General features: G+C 74.8%; 14 protein-coding genes and 1 pseudogene. 6 read left to right on the top strand and 9 right to left on the bottom strand.

All coding sequences use genetic code 11. The annotated features are described in order from the left end of the window. A pseudogene (locus OO48_RS31275) lies at positions 1-253 on the top strand (xanthine dehydrogenase family protein molybdopterin-binding subunit); the annotation flags it as partial. 73 nt (positions 254-326) lie between these two features. On the opposite strand, the gene OO48_RS31280 reads toward OO48_RS31275, so the two are convergent. Beyond that, complete coding sequence (locus OO48_RS31280) at positions 327-830, bottom strand: Asp23/Gls24 family envelope stress response protein (RefSeq protein ID WP_051733219.1); 504 nt, start codon at positions 828-830, stop codon at positions 327-329. A gap of 198 nt (positions 831-1,028) precedes the next feature. After that, positions 1,029-1,853 carry an SDR family NAD(P)-dependent oxidoreductase gene (locus OO48_RS31285; RefSeq protein ID WP_033222460.1) on the bottom strand — a complete coding sequence of 275 codons (825 nt, stop codon included), beginning with the start codon at positions 1,851-1,853 and terminating at the stop codon, positions 1,029-1,031. A 101-nt stretch (positions 1,854-1,954) separates the two neighbouring features. Between OO48_RS31285 and OO48_RS35555 the strand changes: the two genes are divergently transcribed. Then, positions 1,955-2,506 carry an OsmC family protein gene (locus tag OO48_RS35555; protein WP_081952522.1) on the top strand — a complete coding sequence of 184 codons (552 nt, stop codon included), beginning with the start codon at positions 1,955-1,957 and terminating at the stop codon, positions 2,504-2,506. 61 nt (positions 2,507-2,567) lie between these two features. Here the strand turns inward: OO48_RS35555 and OO48_RS35560 are convergent, their stop codons facing one another. Together OO48_RS35560 and OO48_RS31300 are read right to left on the bottom strand one after the other, a co-directional pair. Next, complete coding sequence (locus tag OO48_RS35560) at positions 2,568-2,990, bottom strand: hypothetical protein (protein ID WP_051733222.1); 423 nt, start codon at positions 2,988-2,990, stop codon at positions 2,568-2,570. After that, the gene (locus OO48_RS31300; RefSeq protein ID WP_081952523.1) at positions 2,987-3,838 is read right to left on the bottom strand and encodes an alpha/beta fold hydrolase; all 852 of its coding nucleotides are present in this window, start codon (positions 3,836-3,838) and stop codon (positions 2,987-2,989) included. The genes OO48_RS35560 and OO48_RS31300 overlap by 4 nt, the downstream gene beginning before the upstream one ends. A gap of 102 nt (positions 3,839-3,940) precedes the next feature. Between OO48_RS31300 and OO48_RS31305 the strand changes: the two genes are divergently transcribed. After that, positions 3,941-4,411, top strand: coding sequence for a winged helix-turn-helix transcriptional regulator (locus OO48_RS31305; RefSeq protein WP_051733224.1), 471 nt, complete (start codon positions 3,941-3,943; stop codon positions 4,409-4,411). A 64-nt stretch (positions 4,412-4,475) separates the two neighbouring features. On the opposite strand, the gene OO48_RS31310 is transcribed toward OO48_RS31305, so the two are convergent. The 4 genes from OO48_RS31310 to OO48_RS31325 all read right to left on the bottom strand — a co-directional run bounded on the left by OO48_RS31310 (position 4,476) and on the right by OO48_RS31325 (position 8,365). Continuing rightward, a complete protein-coding gene (locus tag OO48_RS31310) occupies positions 4,476-5,654 on the bottom strand; it encodes a GDSL-type esterase/lipase family protein (protein WP_167346492.1) in 1,179 nt (392 codons plus the stop codon). Between the two features lie 368 nt (positions 5,655-6,022). Next, positions 6,023-7,090 (bottom strand): universal stress protein, encoded by a 1,068-nt coding sequence (locus OO48_RS34670; protein ID WP_035816724.1) that lies wholly within the window; start codon positions 7,088-7,090, stop codon positions 6,023-6,025. Between the two features lie 146 nt (positions 7,091-7,236). Then, positions 7,237-7,605, bottom strand: coding sequence for a VOC family protein (locus OO48_RS31320; protein ID WP_033222462.1), 369 nt, complete (start codon positions 7,603-7,605; stop codon positions 7,237-7,239). Positions 7,606-7,630: 25 nt separating this feature from the next. Further along, positions 7,631-8,365, bottom strand: a complete 735-nt coding sequence (locus tag OO48_RS31325; RefSeq protein WP_033222464.1) for a class I SAM-dependent methyltransferase — start codon at positions 8,363-8,365, stop codon at positions 7,631-7,633. 241 nt (positions 8,366-8,606) lie between these two features. Here OO48_RS31325 and OO48_RS40365 point away from each other — a divergent pair, with 241 nt between their 5' ends. Then, positions 8,607-9,698, top strand: a complete 1,092-nt coding sequence (locus OO48_RS40365; protein ID WP_051733226.1) for a C40 family peptidase — start codon at positions 8,607-8,609, stop codon at positions 9,696-9,698. Positions 9,699-9,701: 3 nt separating this feature from the next. Here OO48_RS40365 and OO48_RS31335 read toward each other — a convergent pair whose 3' ends face one another. Further along, on the bottom strand, positions 9,702-10,265 hold the full coding sequence (locus OO48_RS31335) for a DUF4232 domain-containing protein (protein WP_033222466.1): 564 nt from the start codon (positions 10,263-10,265) through the stop codon (positions 9,702-9,704). Between the two features lie 225 nt (positions 10,266-10,490). Between OO48_RS31335 and OO48_RS31340 the strand changes: the two genes are divergently transcribed. Together OO48_RS31340 and OO48_RS31345 are read left to right on the top strand one after the other, a co-directional pair. Further along, a complete protein-coding gene (locus tag OO48_RS31340; protein ID WP_033222468.1) occupies positions 10,491-13,037 on the top strand; it encodes a S8 family serine peptidase in 2,547 nt (848 codons plus the stop codon). Further along, complete coding sequence (locus OO48_RS31345) at positions 13,037-15,937, top strand: FG-GAP-like repeat-containing protein (protein WP_033222469.1); 2,901 nt, start codon at positions 13,037-13,039, stop codon at positions 15,935-15,937. The genes OO48_RS31340 and OO48_RS31345 overlap by 1 nt, the downstream gene beginning before the upstream one ends. Positions 15,938-16,044 lie beyond the last annotated feature (107 nt).

Raw genomic sequence — 16,044 nt, forward strand, 5'->3', positions numbered from 1 at the left:
CGTCAACCACGACCTCGCCGACTACCACATCACGGCCAACGCCGACGTCACCGAGGTCGAGGCCCACTGGCTCGACGAGCACGACCCCCACGTCAACGCGATGGGGACCAAGGGCATCGGGGAGATCGGCATCGTCGGCACGGCCGCCGCGGTGTCGAACGCCGTCTGGCACGCCTGCGGCGTGCGGGTGCGGGACCTACCGGTCACGCTGGACAAGGTGCTGCCCGCCCTGGAGGACCTGACCGGGGGGTGAACCGCCCCCGGCGGCCGTGCTCGTCCCGCCCGCTCCTCTCCCAGCAGCGGGCGCCGCTGCCGGGTCGGGTTCCTCAGGCCACCCGCCTGGGGCCGGTGGTCCCGCCGGCGGTGCCGCTCTCGCGGCCTTCGTCCTCGTCCTCCTCGTCGTCCTCGCCGGGGAGGTGGACGTCCTTGACCGCGATGTTCACCTCGACGACCTCCAGGCCGACCAGGCGTTCCACCGCCTCGACGACGCTCGCGCGCACGTCCTTCGCGACCTCGGGGATGGGCACGCCGTACTCGGCGACGACCTCCAGGTCGAGGGCGGCCTGGCGCTCGCCCACCTCGACCTTCACCCCGCGCGTGACGTCGCCGCCCCCGCCACCCGGGACGCGGTCGCGCACCGCGCCCAAGGCCCGGGACATTCCGCCCCCCAGCGTGTGGACGCCCGCGACCTCGCGCGCGGCCCTGCCCGCGATCTTCGCGACGACGCCGTCGGCGACGGTCGTCTTCCCCTGGCCCGCGTCGGGGCGGGACCCGCCCGGCGGAGGCTGCGGAGGGCTCCCGGGGGAGCGGACGTTTCCGGTGTCGGTCATGACGACCTCCTGTGTGCTGTCCCGGTCGAACCTCGTACGGGCGGGCCGGGGATCCGGCCGACCCGTTGGCACCGCGCCTGCCCACAACCGACACAAAAATCACGGAATCTCCACGTGTTTTCGGATCTCCCCGTGAACCCGGAGAACGCCCGGGCCGGGCGCGGGACGCCCGGCGTCCGCCGGATGCTCCTATGGATGTCAGTCCTCGCCCCCGTCCCCGCCCGAGCCGGGTTCGGCCACCCTGCGGTGGGCCCCGGCCTTGAGGCGGTCGGGCACCACCTTGCTCACCAGGCCCTGCGCCTTCGTCTTCGCCGAGCCGGCGACGACCTTGCCCTTGCCCGCCAGGAGGGCGTCGAAGCCCTGCCGGGCGACCAGGGCCGGGTCGTCCTTGTCCTGCCGGCCGATCCTGGTGTCGGTCATGTCCGCGCGCCGGAAGAAGTCCGTCTCGGTCGGCCCCGGCATCAGCGAGGTGACGGTGACGCCGGTGTCCTTCAGCTCGCCGCCGAGGGCTTCGGCGAACGACTGCAGGAAGGACTTCGAGGCGTTGTAGACGGCCTGGAACGGGCCCGGGGTCATCGACGCGACGGAGGAGGTGATCAGCAGCCGGCCCTCGCCGCGCGCCGCCATGCCCCTGAGCAGGTACTTCGCCAGGCGGACGGTCGCGGTGACGTTGAGGTCGACGATGTCCACCTCGTCGTCGACGTCGGTGTCGAGGAACGCGCCGCCGCGGCCGATGCCCGCGTTGAGCGCGGCGGCCGCGACGGGGCGGCCGGTGGCGGTGATCGCCGCGCAGAGGGCCTCCACCCCGCTGCGGTCGCGCAGGTCGGCCCGGACGGCCTGGACGGACGCGCCGGTGGCGCGCAGCCGGTCGGCGGCGGTGGACAGCCGGTCGTCCTCGGCGTTCACCAGCAAGTCGTAGCCGTGCCGGGCGAACTGCCGGGCCAGCTCGTAGCCGATGCCGCTGGACGCACCGGTCACCACGGCGAGGGGTCGGTCGGGAACGACGGGATCCGGGATGGTCATGCGCCGCGCATGCCCAGACCCCGGACGGAGGAATCCTCCGTGGAGCCGAAGACGCCGGTGGAGTTCGGCCGGCCGGCGGCGCGGTCCGTACGCTACCGGCCATGACGAACACATCCGAGATCACGCCCGCAGTCCAACGGCCGGGCCTGGCGCAGCACTTGAAGGACAAGGGTGCGGCGATGCGGGACGCCGCCCGGCGCCGGCCGGCCGGCGCGGACTGGGACGAGGAGGTCAGCGCGGTCTGCGTGGCCGACGACGCGACCGGGGTGCGCAAGGTGCGGGTGGGGGAGTGGTCGTTCCTCGGGGACGGCGGCCCGGACATCGGCGGGTTCGGGCTGGGGCCCACCTCGCCGGAGTTGCTGTGCGCGGTGGTCAGCACCTGCCTGACGCACACCCTGCTGTGCATCGCCGCGCTGGAGGACGTCCCGCTGGACCGGGCCGAGGTGCAGGTCCGGGCCCGCAACAACGACGCCCGCTTCTTCGGCGTCCCGACCGACGCGCCCGCCGTCCCGTACGACTTGACGGCCACCGTGGAGCTGCGCGGCGACGTGCCGGCGGAGACCCTGGCCGGGCTGCTGGCCGCCGCCGACGCGCGCTGCCCGATGCTGCGGCTGGTCCGCTCGGAGCACGCCGTGACGCTCCGGCAGGTCTGAGCCGGGCGGCGGCGGAGGCCGCCACGCGGACGGCGTGGCGGCCTCCCCGGCCGGCGCGGCGTCAGCCCTTGAAGGCGGTGGTGCCGTTGGGGGTGCCGAGACCGGTCGGGCCGTCGTGGCCGGTGCCCGCCTTGCAGAGGCAGGCGGGGGAGCAGGAGCCGTTGGAGCCGGTGGTGACGTCGAACAGCGCGCTGGTGCGGGCGTACGGGAAGGACGCCGGGCTGGATCCGGCGGAGGACTCGCTTCCGCCGTAGCTGTTGGAGACGTACTTGGCGCCGAGGCTGACCGCGGTGTTCACCGAGGCGCCGAGGTCGGCCATGGTCGCGCTGCCGGCCTCGACCAGCACGATGTGGGCGTTGGGGGCGATGGTGGTGCCCGCGCCGCCGTTCGCGGGCAGCTTGTACGCGCCGAGCAGGTCGCTCGGGCCGAAGCCGGACGGGGTGAGGTGCGGGAAGGCGGGGTTCGGAGCCGCCGCCCCGGTCACGCCGCCCGGGCGTCCCCGCCGGCCAGGAACGGGCGCAGCAGCGCGAGCAGGGCGCGCGGCCGGTGCAGCGGGACGATGTGGCCGCAGTCCTCGATGACGTGCCCGGTGAGGTCGTCGGTGAACGGGCGGAGTTGGCGTTCCAGCGCGGCCCCGACCGGTCGGGCGCCCACCGCCATCGTCGGCACCGTCAGACGGGCGGCGGCGACCTCCCGCTCGATCTGCGCCGCGCTCTCGGGCAGCGCCCGGTAGTACGAGAACGCGCGGCCCAGCGCCGGCCGGCCGGTGTACGCGCGGACGAAGGCGTCCCGCAGGGCGGGGCGCACCCCGTCCCCCAGCGTGCCGGCGTCCAGGAACCAGTCGACGTAGGCGGCCTCGTGGCCCTCCAGCACGGTCTCGGCGAGGCCGGGCGCGGCGGAGTGGAAGCCGAACCACCACGGCGGGCCGCCGGCGAGGAAGTCCTCGGCACCGGGCAGCCCGCCCAGGAGGGACTCCATGACCACCAGGCGCCGGACGAGACCGGGGCGGCGCAGGGCGAGCAGGAAGGCCGGCGGGGTGCCCGCGTCGATGCCCACCACCGCGGCCGAGTCCACGCCGAGCGCGGCGAGGAGCGCCGCGGCGTCCTCGGCCAGGGTGCCCGCGTCGTACCCGGAGGCGGCCCGGCCGCTCGCGCCGAACCCGCGCAGGTCCGGCGCGATGACGCGGTAGCGGTCGGACAGGTCGGCCATGACATCCGTCCACAGCTCCCAGGTGTGCGGGAAGCCGTGCAGCAGCAGGACGGCCGGACCGGACCCGGCGAGGGCCACGTTCAGTTCGACACCGTTGGCGAGGACGCGTCGCAGTTCGGGCACCGGGCACTCCAGGGAGATGGTGGGGAATGGTGACCAGGTCACGCTAGGGAACTATGCTGGCCGCTCCAAGACGGCACTCTCCCTTCAGGTGGTGAGCTCCGGGTGACCACGTCGAGGCCCGGCGGACGAGACCGGCGGCGGCCCGGTGAGCGCGGCGACCTGCTGGACCCGCTCTGCCCGACCCGCCAACTGCTCGACCGCGTCGGCACCAAGTGGACGTCGATCGCGGTCAAGGTGCTGGCCGAGGAGGCCCCCGGCGAACTCCGCTTCGCGGAACTGCGGCGCCGCGTCCCGGGCATCTCGCAGAAGATGCTGTCCGTCACCCTGCAGAGCCTGGTCCGCGACGGCCTGGCCGCCCGCCGGGTGGAACCCACCGTGCCGCCCGCCGTCCACTACCGGCTCACCGAACTCGGCCTCTCCCTCGAAGGACCGCTCTCCGCCCTGCGGGACTGGGCCGAGACGCACATGCCGCAGATCACCCGCAGCAACCGGCTCGCCGACGAGTCACCCGCCGCCGCCCCGGACCAGGTGCGTTGTCCCGGGACGTCGGTGACACGCGTGCTGGGTTCTTGAACGCGTGAGGGCCTCCGGGGCCGGTGCGGATTGCGACATCTCCACCTGGCCCGGGAGGCCCCGGTCAGCCGATCGCCGCCAGCTCCATCGCGGCCGGCCCGCGCCCTGGGGTGTTGAGGCAGCGGCGGTCGGCGGTGGGCTGCTCCAACTGGAGGCTCAGGCAGGTGCCGAGGGCCTGCTGGCCGTAGCGGTCGGGGTGCAGCGACTCCTGGAGCTGACCCTGCCCGGCGCCGGTGGTCAGGAAGCGCATCCACTCGCTGGTCTTGCCGCTGGGCGGGTGCGCGAGGTCGGCGTGCCGGGTGGTGGTGGAGCAGACCTCGCGGCCTTCGAAGGCCCGCGACAGGTCGAGGAACTCGGCCCCGGCCTCGTGCGCGGCCTCGGCGAGGGTGGCGCTGATCTGCGGGACGAGGTCGTCGTGCGCCCAGGTGAGGTCCCGGTCGTAGAACGGGCAGCCGCCCTGGGTGAAGCGGTCGTACTTCTCCCCGGGGTAGCGGACCCGGCCCGCGTCGGGCAGCGGGGACGGGTAGGACTGCAGGACCAGCCGGTAGGAGCCGGCCGCGTGGCCGGACCGCTCCAGGGCGGTCCTCACGTCGGCGAGCGTCTCGACCACGGCCGTCCGCACCCCGGGCAGCCGCTCCTTGACCTGCTGCCCGGCGTCGGGCGCGCACGGGGAGCCGCCGAAGGGCTTGAGGAACTGCTTCGTGCAGTCGGTGATGATGTCGGAGAACCCGAGGTCGTTGCCGCCGATCGACACCACCACGGCGCGCACCTGCTGCCCGGTCACCGCCTGCTGCAGCCGCCCGGCCTGCGAGGGCTCGCCCTTGAACGGCTCCCCGCCGTGCTCCGGCAGCTTGACGGCCGTCGAAGTCGCGCCCGAGCAGGCCAGGTTGAGCTTGCGGACGGCCAGCGTGAGGGACTGCACCTCGGCGACGTCGGAGCGGTTGCAGCCGCTGTCGTACGAGGCGCCGTAGACGCGCTTCGGGTCGCTCTCGTCGGTCTCCGGGTCGTACGCCCGGTCGGTGCGGGACCAGCCGTCCTCCGACTCGTTGCTGTTGCCGGCCCAGCGGCCGGCCTCGCCGGAGATGAAGCTGTCGCCCAGCGACACCACCCACGGCGCGTCGGCCGCGGGCTCCCGGACGTCGGACGCGTACGCGGGCGCCAGGCCCGTCGCACCCGCCGCGCAGACGGCGGCGGCCAGCACGGCCAGCCCCTTGCGGCACCGCGGAGAAGAGGAAGAGGTCATGTCCAGGGTGTCGGCAGCCGGTCGGCGGGAGGTTACTCCCGCCGGCCCGTTCGCATCCGAATGGACCAGCGGGCGTCCTCGGCCGATCGATCGGAACAGCAGGAGCAACCGCCCGCGGACGGTCTCCCGCTCGGCGGCCGGGTCGTGCCCGCCGGCCGAGGAGATCAGCAGCAGCCCGCGCATCACCGCAGCACGGTCAGCGGCGAGGCGGCGAGGCGGCGAGGCGGCGAGGCGGCGAGGCGGCGAACTCGGGGGAGTCGCGCGGGCGGAGGGCGGGCGGCGGGTGCGCAGAGCAGGACGGCTCCGCCCGCCCGGGGCGGTGGGACGCGCTTCCGGGCGGGCGGGGGAGAGAGCCGGGCGGCCCCGGCTCAGTCGTGCGGGACCAGGACCACGGGGGCGGTGCTGTGCCGGACGGCCGCGTGGACGACCGGGCCGAGGCGGTTGCCGAACAGGTGCGGGTGGCGGCCGATCACCAGCAGGTCGGCGTGCTCGGCGGCGGCGAGCAGCGCGCCGGTGGCGCCGCCGAGGCCCGCCTCGACGCGCAGTTCGACGCCCGGATGGGCGGCCCGGGCGGGGGCCAGCAGGCGGTCCAGGTCGGCCTCGATCCGCTCGGCCTGGTGGTCGGCGTCGGGGTCAGTGGGCAGCCAGCCGGGCGTGGCCGCCCACAGCGGCACCATCTCCCAGCCGTGCACCGCGCGCACCCGGCCGCCCGAGCGGGCCGCCTCGGCGAGCGCGAACTCGACGGCGGGCAGCGAGGAGTCGCCCGCCAGGCCCACCACGATCTCCGGCCCGGCCGGGATCCCGGGAGTCGACCCCGGCTCGGCGGCCGGCGGCCGGACGGCCGCCGTGAGCGGCGAGCCCGCCGCGGCCGGCGCCGTCGCGAGCCGGGCGTCGTCCCGGACCGGGGGGTCCAGGGGGGATTCGATCGGAAGCCCGGCCGGTACCGGCACCGGCGCCTGGGCCGCCGCTTCCGCCGTGAGCGGGGCGTCCTCCTCGACGAGCCGCGCGTCCTGGTCGGCGGGCTCTTCCCGCACCAGCACCACCGGGCAGGCGGCGCGCGCGGCGACCGAGAGGGCCACCGAGCTGCCCAGCAGGTCGGCGACGGCGCCCTGGCCGTACGAGCCGAGCACCGCCAGGTCGTAGTCGGCGGCGGCCTCGACCAGCAGGTCGGCCGGGTCGCCCGCGGCGGCCTGGGTGGCCACCGCCAAGTCCGGGTGCGCGGCGAGCAGGTCCGCCGCGAGGGCCTCCAGGTCGTCGTGCTCGGCCTGCTGGACCGGGTCGGCGCCCGGCCCCTCCGGGTCCGCCGGCCCCAACCGGGGCCAGACCCGCAGCAGTGTCAGCTCCGCACCGCGCCGGGTGGCCTCCGCGGCCGCCCAGCGCGTCGCGGCCCGTGCCCGCGGGGAGCCGTCGTACCCGCTCACGATCTTCTGCGTCATGGTCCACGTCCCCTCTCGCCCCGGACGGCACCCTGCCGTCCGCGACGCCGAGCGGCTACCCCGAGGGCCGCCGGACATGCCCCTCGGCGGCGCGGCGCGGAAGTTCCGTCCCACGTCGGCGCCCCGGCGGGGCTCCCGGCGGGGCGTCAGCCGTGCGCGGTGTCGATCACGCAGAAGCGGTTGCCGTCCGGATCGGCCAGCACCACGAAGTCCGGGTCCGGCGGGTAGCTGTCCCAGTCCACCCGCCGGGCCCCCAGCGCCACCAGCCGCTCCACCTCGGCCGCCTGGTCGGCAGCGTCCGCGGCGTACAGGTCCAGGTGCACCCGGGGGCGCTCCTGGACCGGGCTCTCGCTGAAGCCCAGCGCCAGTTGCACCCCGCCCTCGTGCGGCGGCAGCAGCACCGCCCACCGCTCGTCGCCGTCCCCGCGCGGGACGTACCCCAGGGCGGCCGTCCAGAACGCCACCGCCCGTGGCACGTCCGCCACGCCCAGCACCACCGAACCCATCGTCAACATCGGTCGATTGTCGCAGATCCGGGGCTCAGCGGGACGGGCGGCGGGCTGCCAGCAGGTCCGGGTGCGGGGCCGCGACGAGTTCGAGGCCCGCCTGGGTGATCTCCTCCACCAGCACCTCGGGCTCGGCCGGCCACATCGGGAACTCCTCCCGGGCGCCGCGCACCGACCGGCCCGCGCGCTCCACCCGGTAGTCGAAGACCATCCGCAGCACCCCCCGGTCGGGCACCCGGGTGACGTCCGCCCGGTAGCTGTCCGAGCCCATCCGGACCGGGCCGAAACCGGTCAAGTCCTCGGCCGCGTCCGGGAGTCCGACCGGCGGCGGGTCGAACAGCAGCACCCCGCCGGGCGCCAGGGCCCGGGCCGCCGCCCGCAACAGGGCGCGCCGGGCCGCCGGTTCCACGCAGCCGACCACGTTGGCGGCCACCGCCAGGTCGGCGACCGCGTCCAGCCCGGCGTCCTCGGCCCGGCCCGGGTGGACCGTCAACCGGGCCCGCCGGTCCGCGCCGAGCGCCGCCGCCCGGGACATCAGCACCGTCCGCATGGCCGCCGCGGGCTCGACGGCGTGCACCGGCACGCCCGAGGACTCCAGGAGCACCTGGGTGACGATCCCGGTGCCCGCGCCGAAGTCGACGATCCCGTGCCGGGCCCGGCCCGCCGCCCCGGCGAACCACCGCTGTGCCCGCCGCCGGTCGGGCTCCGCCTGCAACAGGTCGTAGAACTCCGAACTGACGGCGTACTCCGTTCCCTCCGATGCGCTCATGCCCTCCACCCTGCCGCACCCGCCCGGTTCCCGGACCGCCGACAGGCCGCACGGCGGGGCGCCGACGCGGGGCGGGGCCCGGCTGGGCCGGGCGGGTGAGTGTGGGGCTCCCCGGGGACGAGGTCCCCGGGGCGGGCGGGGGCGGGTGCCAGAGTGTCCGTGGTTCCGATCATCAGACCGAGGACGGTGGACAGCGGTGTCCCGTGGTACACCCCGATCCTGGCGGGCCGCAGCCCTGCTGGTGACGACTCTCCTGCTGGTACCGGCGGTCCCGGCCGGCGCCGACCCCGCGCCGGCACCCCCCGCCGGGGCGGACTCCGCGTTCGACCGGCTGGCCGAGGAGGTCGAGAGCGCCCGGCACGCCGCCGAAGCGGCCGAGCAGAACTACACCGCCGTGACAGGGGAGTTGGCGCGGCGCCGGCAGCTCTCGGCGGACGCCGCCCGGCAGGCCGCCGAGCAGCGCGGCCGGCTCGCGGACGCCGAATCGGAGGCCGCCCGGCTGGTCTCCGAGCAGTACCGCAGCGGCGGGCTCGGCACCCTGGCCCGGCTGTTCCTCTCCGACGGGCCCGAGGACTTCCTCGACCGGCAGCAGCGCGCCGCGTCCGACTCGCGCAGCGCGGCTACCGTCCTGCGCGACCTGCGCGAGGCCCGCAACCGGATGGTGCTGTTCTCCGAACAGGCCGCGCAGGCCGAGAAGGCGGCGTCCGACGCCGCCGCCGAGGCCCAGCGCTCCCTGGAGCGGGCCAAGGAGGGCGCCACCCGCACCGAGCGGCTGCTCGCCGGCGCCACCGCCGAGCAGATCGGGCTGCTGGAGCAGCGCGAGAGCGCCCTCGCCGACGGCGCCGCCCGGCAACTGCTCGCCGTGGGCCCCGGCGGCGGGGCGTCCGCGGCCGGGCGCCGGGCCATCGACTTCGCGCTCGCCCAGCGCGGCAAACCGTACCTGTGGGGCGGCACCGGACCGGACGCCTTCGACTGCTCCGGCCTCACCTCGCAGGCCTGGCAGGCGGCCGGGGTGCCGATCCCGCGCACCAGCCAGCAGCAGTGGGCCGGCCTGCGCCACGTCGCCCTGCGCGACCTGCGCCCCGGCGACCTGGTCGTCTACCACGGCGACGCCAGCCACGTCGCCCTCTACCTGGGCGGTGGCACCGTCGTCCACGCCCCGCACACCGGCACCGTGGTCAAACTCGCCCCCGTCGCCATGCTCCCCGTCCTGGGCGCCGTCCGCCCCGACCCGGACGCCCGGCCCGAGCCGGCCCCGCAGCCGCAACCGGCCCCGCCGTCACAGCCGACGCAGCCGTCGCAGCCGTCGCCTTCGCCGGCCCCGGCGGGCTGAGGCTCAGGGCGCCACCGGGCGGACGTAAGTGCCCTCGCCGGTACGGGGGTTGGCGCCCTCCCAGTGGAAGGTGAGGCGGCCGGTGCCGCCGGGCGGGGTCAGCGCGATCCCGGTGACCTTGAACTCGCCCTGGCCGCCGCCCTCGTGGCGCGGGTAGTCGATGGCCACGTGCGCGGTGCCGCCGGGCGGCAGGGTGACGGTGCGCACGGCGGCGTCGGGGCGTCGGGGCAGCGTCCAGGTCGCGGTGTCGCTCAGCAGGTCGACGACGGGGTAGCCGGTCATGGTGCAGGGCTCCGGGCCGAGGTTGGTCAGTTCGATCCGCTCGACGGCGCGTTCGCCGGGCGGGGCGGTGACGGTGGCCCGCAGGTCGTCGGCGGTGCACCGGCCGCTGCCGTCGCGGACCGCCTCCACCGGGATCACCGCGGCGGCCGTGGTGGCGGGCGGGTGCGGGACGGCGGCCGGTACGGCGGGGGCGGCGGCCGGGTCGGGGGCGCCGGCGCAGGCGGTGAGGGCGAGGCCCAGGGCGGCGGCCAGGCCCGCGGCGGCGGGAAGTCGGATCGGGTGCATGGCGGTGGGCCCCACTCGTGGTTCGGCGGCCCGTGCGGCGGGACCGGTGCGAGACTGGCGGCCGGTCGGCGACGCTGCCCCGGCCCGGTGTGCGGCCATGCTGGCGCAGCCCGATCAACAACGGATCAACGCCCGCGGGCGGCGGCCGCGGAGCCTGTAATTCCGCAGTAACGGCCGCTCCCTACCTTCGGGGAATCCTGCTCCCTCCCTGGAGGACTCCCCCTCATGCACCTGCCCCGACAGAACCGGCGCAGAACGGCTCTCTGGGCCACTGCCGCACTGGCCGTGACGGCCGGCCTGACCGCTTCGCCGCTGCCCGCGGCGGTCGCCGCCGCACCCGCCCCGTCCGGCTCCGCCACCGTCCAGGTGGACCCGACCCTGACCAGCGCGGTGGCGGGGGGTCAGGACGCCACCTTCTTCGTGGTGCTGAAGGACCGCGCCGACCTGAGCACGTCCAAGGGCAAGGGCTCGCACGCCGAGCGGGCCGGGGCCGCCTACCGGGAGCTGCAGGACACCGCGCAGCGCAGCCAGGGCGCCCTGAAGAAGTTCCTGGACGAGCGGAAGGTCGGCCACCAGGACTACTGGATCGCCAACGCCGTCCAGGTCACCGGCGACGCGAAGCTGATCGCGAAACTGGCCGAGCGCGACGACGTGCGGAAGATCGTCAAGGCGCAGACCTACCACATAGACGACGTGCAGGCGTCCGCCGCCGCCACCACCGACGCGGGCGACGGCACGCCCGAGTGGGGCGTGAAGGACATCGAGGCCGACCAGGTGTGGTCGCGGTACGACGCGCGCGGCGAGGGCGTCGTGATCGCCAACGTCGACTCCGGCGTGCAGTACGACCACCCGGACCTGGTCGCCAACTACCGCGGCAACAACGGTGACGGCACCTTCACCAACGACTACAACTTCTACGACCCGACCGGGAACTGCGCCACCCCCAGCACCCCGTGCGACAACAACGGCCACGGCACCCACACCATGGGCACCATGGTCGGCAAGAACGGCGTCGGCGTCGCCCCGAACGCCAAGTGGATCGCCGCCAAGGGCTGCGAGTCCTCGCAGTGCTCGGACGAGTACCTGCTGAAGGCCGGCCAGTGGATCCTGGCGCCGACCGACCACAACGGCAACAACCCGCGCCCCGACCTGGCGCCGAACATCGTCAACAACTCCTGGGGCGGCGGCGACACCACCTTCTACCAGGACATCGTCGAGGCCTGGAACTCCGCGGGCATCTTCGAGGCCTTCGCGGCCGGCAACGACGGCGACGGCGCCACCTGCTCCACCGCGCACGCCCCCGGCTCGCAGGCCCCGTCCTACGGCGTCGGCGCGTACGACGTGAACGGCAAGATCGCCTCCTTCTCCGGCTTCGGCCCGTCCCTGGTGGACGGCTCGGCCAAGCCGAACATCTCCGCCCCCGGCGTCAACGTCCGCTCCACCTGGCCGGGTTCGGCGTACATGGTGGAGTCCGGCACCTCGATGGCGACCCCGCACGTGGCCGGTGCGGCCGCACTGCTGTGGTCGGCCGCGCCGAGCCTGATCGGCGACATCGACGGCACCCGCGCGCTGCTCGACCAGGGCGCCCGGGACGTCGACGACACCCACTGCGGCGGCACCGCGGGCATGAACAACGTGTGGGGCGAGGGCAGGCTCGACATCCTCAAGTCCGTCGACCTGGCCCCGCACACCGCCGTGGACATCACCGGCAAGGCCACCGACAAGGCGACCGGCGCCCCGCTCGCGGGCATCACCGTCAGGATCAGCTCGGACGCCACCGGCACCCGCACCGTCACCACCGCCCCCGACGGCTCCTACCGCCTCGCGCTGGCCCCCGGCAGCTACAGCGTCACCGCCTCCGGCTACGGCTACGCGAACCTCGAGGTCAAGGGCCTGGTGGTTGCCGCCGGGCAGCCGCAGACCGTCCCGCTGGCGATGACCGCCGTCGCGAGCCACACCGTCACCGGCACCGTGCTGGACGTCACCGGCAAGCCGCTCGCGGGCGCCGTCGTCGAGCTCACCGGCACCCCCGTCGCCTCCGTGGTCTCCGGCAAGGACGGCTCGTACAACCTCGGCAAGGTCGCCGAGGGCAGCTACACGCTGACCGTCAAGCCCGCCCAACCCGTGCTCTGCAACGGCGTGTTCACCGGCCCGCTGGCCGTCGCCGCAGACGTCGAGAAGACCGTGCAGACCCCGGCCCGGACCGACAACTCCGGCACCAGCTGCGCCCCGACCGCGTACAACTGGGTCAACGGCGTCAACAAGGTCGCGCTCAGCGGCGACGAGGACGCCAAGACCGTCGCCCTGCCCTTCCCGGTGACGTACTACGGCGTGAAGTACACCAGTGCCGCGGTCACCACCAACGGCCTGGTCGACTTCCTGGAGCCGCGGATCGGCGACTACGCCAACACCGCGCTGCCCACCGCCTACAAGCCGAACGGCGTCGTCGCTCCGTTCTGGGACGACCTGACGCTCGACAAGAAGGCCACCGTCACCACCGCCACCACCGGCACCACCGGCAAGCGCACCTTCGCCGTCGTGTGGAACAACGTGCCGCTGGTCTCCGACAGTTCGAAGCGGGTCACCTTCGAGGTGCTGTTCGACGAGGCCACCGGCGCCATCACCTTCCAGTACCAGACCGTGCCCGGGGCCGGCTCCGGCGCCACCGTCGGCCTGGAGAACCAGGCCGGGACCGACGCCCTCCAGTACTCGTTCAACCAGGCCGTCCTGACCAACGGCTCGGCGATCCGCTTCACCCAGGGAGCCAAGTGATGACCACCCACCGCAGAGCCCTCCGGCTCGCCTCCGGCCTGGTCGCCGCGGGCCTGGCCCTGACCGCCGCCCCGTACGCGCTGGCCGCCGACTCCACTGCCGGGACGGACGGCGTCGTCAAGCTGACCGACCGCCAGGCCCAGGACATCAGCACCCGGCTGAACGCCGACCTGTACCCGCAGGCCGCCGCCACCGACGGCGCCGACAGCGCTCCCACGGGCGGCACCGGCGGCAGCGGCAGCCACCTGGACGCCCACGCGCCGGTCACCTTCACGGCCGCCTCCACCCTGGAGGGCGTGCGCGGCCTGGCCAAGACCGTCCCGGCGGGCTCCGACGGCAGCTACTTCACCCTGCACAGCCTCGGCAACGTCCAACTGCACAAGGCCGACGGCTCCACCGCCTGGGCCCGCACCAACGCCTCGCTCTACGCCGACTGGCAGGCCAAGCCGCTGCGCCCGTGGGACACCGAGCCGTACCCGGCGCGCATCCCGCTCGGCTACAACCCGCTCGACCCGTTCGGCTCGGACTCCCGCCAGGGCTACGACACCGGCGACCTCACCGGCGACGGCGTGCCCGACCTGGTGGTCTCCGCGACCGTCGGCGAAGCGCCCTACCGGCCGATCACCTCGCCCGGCTCCGCGCTGACCTACGGCTCCTTCGTCACCGTCCTGGACGGCGCCACCGGCAAGACCCTGTGGTCCAAGCTGTACGCCACCGCCACCGTCGTCCGGATCGTCGACGGCACCCTGCTGGTCTCCGACGCACCCAGCAACAACACCAGCGCGGCCCGCACCGCCACCGCCACCCTCACCGGCATCCGGTTCGACCACGCCGACGGCAGGCTCACCCCCGCCAAGACCTGGACGTACGACACCGGCGTCAGCAAGGCGAGCGGCGAGGCCGCCTGGGGCGACCTGGTCGCGCTCGGCGGCGGCAAGGTCGCGGTCTCCTTCGACCGGCGCGGGACCGCCACCGCGCCCGCCCGCACCACGACCTTCGTGCTGAACACGGCCGACGGCTCGCTCGGCTGGCAGACCGACGGCGACCAGCTCGGCCGCCAACTGCAACTGGACGCCGCGCGCAACCGGCTCGTCGCCGTCGAGCAGCCCGACCACTTCGAGGCCGTGAGCTACTCGCTGGTCGCCTACGACCTGGGCACCGGCGCCCGGAAGGTGCTCGACACCCGGGTCAACGCGATGGCCACCGCCCTGACCATCGGCGACATCGGCAAGGCGGCCGGTGCCGAGTACGTGGTCAGCGAGTCCACCTTCGACACCAGCCTGTACGTCAACTCCAGCACCCTGCGGGCCCTGGACGGCGCCGACGGCTCCACCGTCCAGTGGACCTCCACCACCAAGCGGACCTCCGAGGGCGGCGACGGCCCCAGCGCCTGGCAGCTCGACGTCGTCGACGGCACGCTCTACGCCAGCGCCCAGGACGGCACCGACACCGAGAACGCCGTCAACGTCTCCGGCCTGCGCTACGGCACGCTCACCGCGTACAACGGCAACGGCAAGGTCCGCTGGAGCACCGCCGGGACCAGCGCCTCGCCGCGCTTCCAGCAGGTCGACGGCGGCGTGGTGCGCACCGTCGACCAGCAGCAGAACATCCACGCCTACAACCTCGGCAACGGCAAGCAGAAGAGCCTCACCCCGCTGCAGGGCGACCTCGACTACGCCGCCGCCACCGACCTCGACGGCGACGGCAAGCAGGACGTCGTCGCGGGCGGCAGCTCCGACGGCGTCTGGGCCTGGTCCGGGCCCTCGCTGCTCACCGGCGCCCCGAAGCAGCTGTGGCGGGCCACCGTCCCCGGCGAGGTGCACGCCGTCGCCACCGGCGACGTCAACGGCGACGGCAAGCCCGAGGTGGTGGTCGCCGCCGACACCGCGACCGTCGTGCTCGACGGCCGCACCGGCAAGGTGCTGACCACCGTCGACGGCGGCGGGAAGTTCGTCCGCTCGGTCACGCTGGCCGACCTGGACGGCGACGGCAAGCAGGAGATCCTCGTCCCGACCGACGCGCTGCGCGCCTACAGGGGCGACGGCACCCCGCTGTGGACGTACAGCGCCCCGGCCGGCTCCGGCGACGTGGTCTTCTCCGACGCGGTGGTCTCCGAGGGCAAGGTGTTCGCCCAGTACTCGGGCGTCGGCGCCATGAACCAGACCGACTCCGTGCAGAACGGCGTCGCCCTGGACGCCGCCAAGGGCGCCCTGCTCTGGCAGGCCGACCCGAAGGCGCCCGCCGAGGCCGTCGACGGCAAGCTGCACGGCGCGCTGCTCGACCACGCGGTCTACGCCTCGCCGAAGATCCCGTACGCCGACGGCCACGCCGTGGTCTACACCTGGCTGATCTCGGCCGTCCCCGGCGGCATCGACGGCGGCACCGACCTGGTCAGCCCGATGTCGGTCACCGAGATCCGCGACGGCCGCACCGGCGAGGTGCTGCACCAGAAGGTCGCCGGCGGCCCCTGGTCGCACGGCGACTTCTTCACCGGCGAGGACGGCGACGGCCTCCAGGAGATGGGCTTCGGCGTGCTGCGCCAGTACCTGGCGGGCGGCGACGACCGGTGGACCTCCGTCGTCGCACCGCTGCGCACCGCGCAGTTCATCACCGGCCCCGACGGCAGGAAGCTGCTGGTCGGCGGCGTCGAGGGCGGACTCGCCGCCTACGACCCGGCGATCGTCGGTGACGGGGACGCCTTCCACTCCTCGATCGGCTCCGCCACCGCGCGCGGCGGCCGCAACTACCTCGCCGCCGACCTGGACGGCGACGGCAAGGAGGAGATGGTCTCGCTCAACTTCGACGCCCTCGGCGTCAACCGGGCGGCCGGGCTGCTCGGCGGCGGGGTCCTCTCCATCGACAACGGCATTCACCAGATGACGACGTACAAGCTCTCCTGAGCCGTGCGCACGACCACCTGAATCCCGTGGGGACCGGGTACCCCGCAGGCGCCGGCCTGCGGGGTACCCGGCCTGTTCGGGTACTGTTGTCGGCCTTATGGGCGCAC

This window comes from Kitasatospora phosalacinea (genome assembly GCF_000716545.1).
Taxonomy (GTDB): Bacteria; Actinomycetota; Actinomycetes; order Streptomycetales; family Streptomycetaceae; genus Kitasatospora; species Kitasatospora phosalacinea.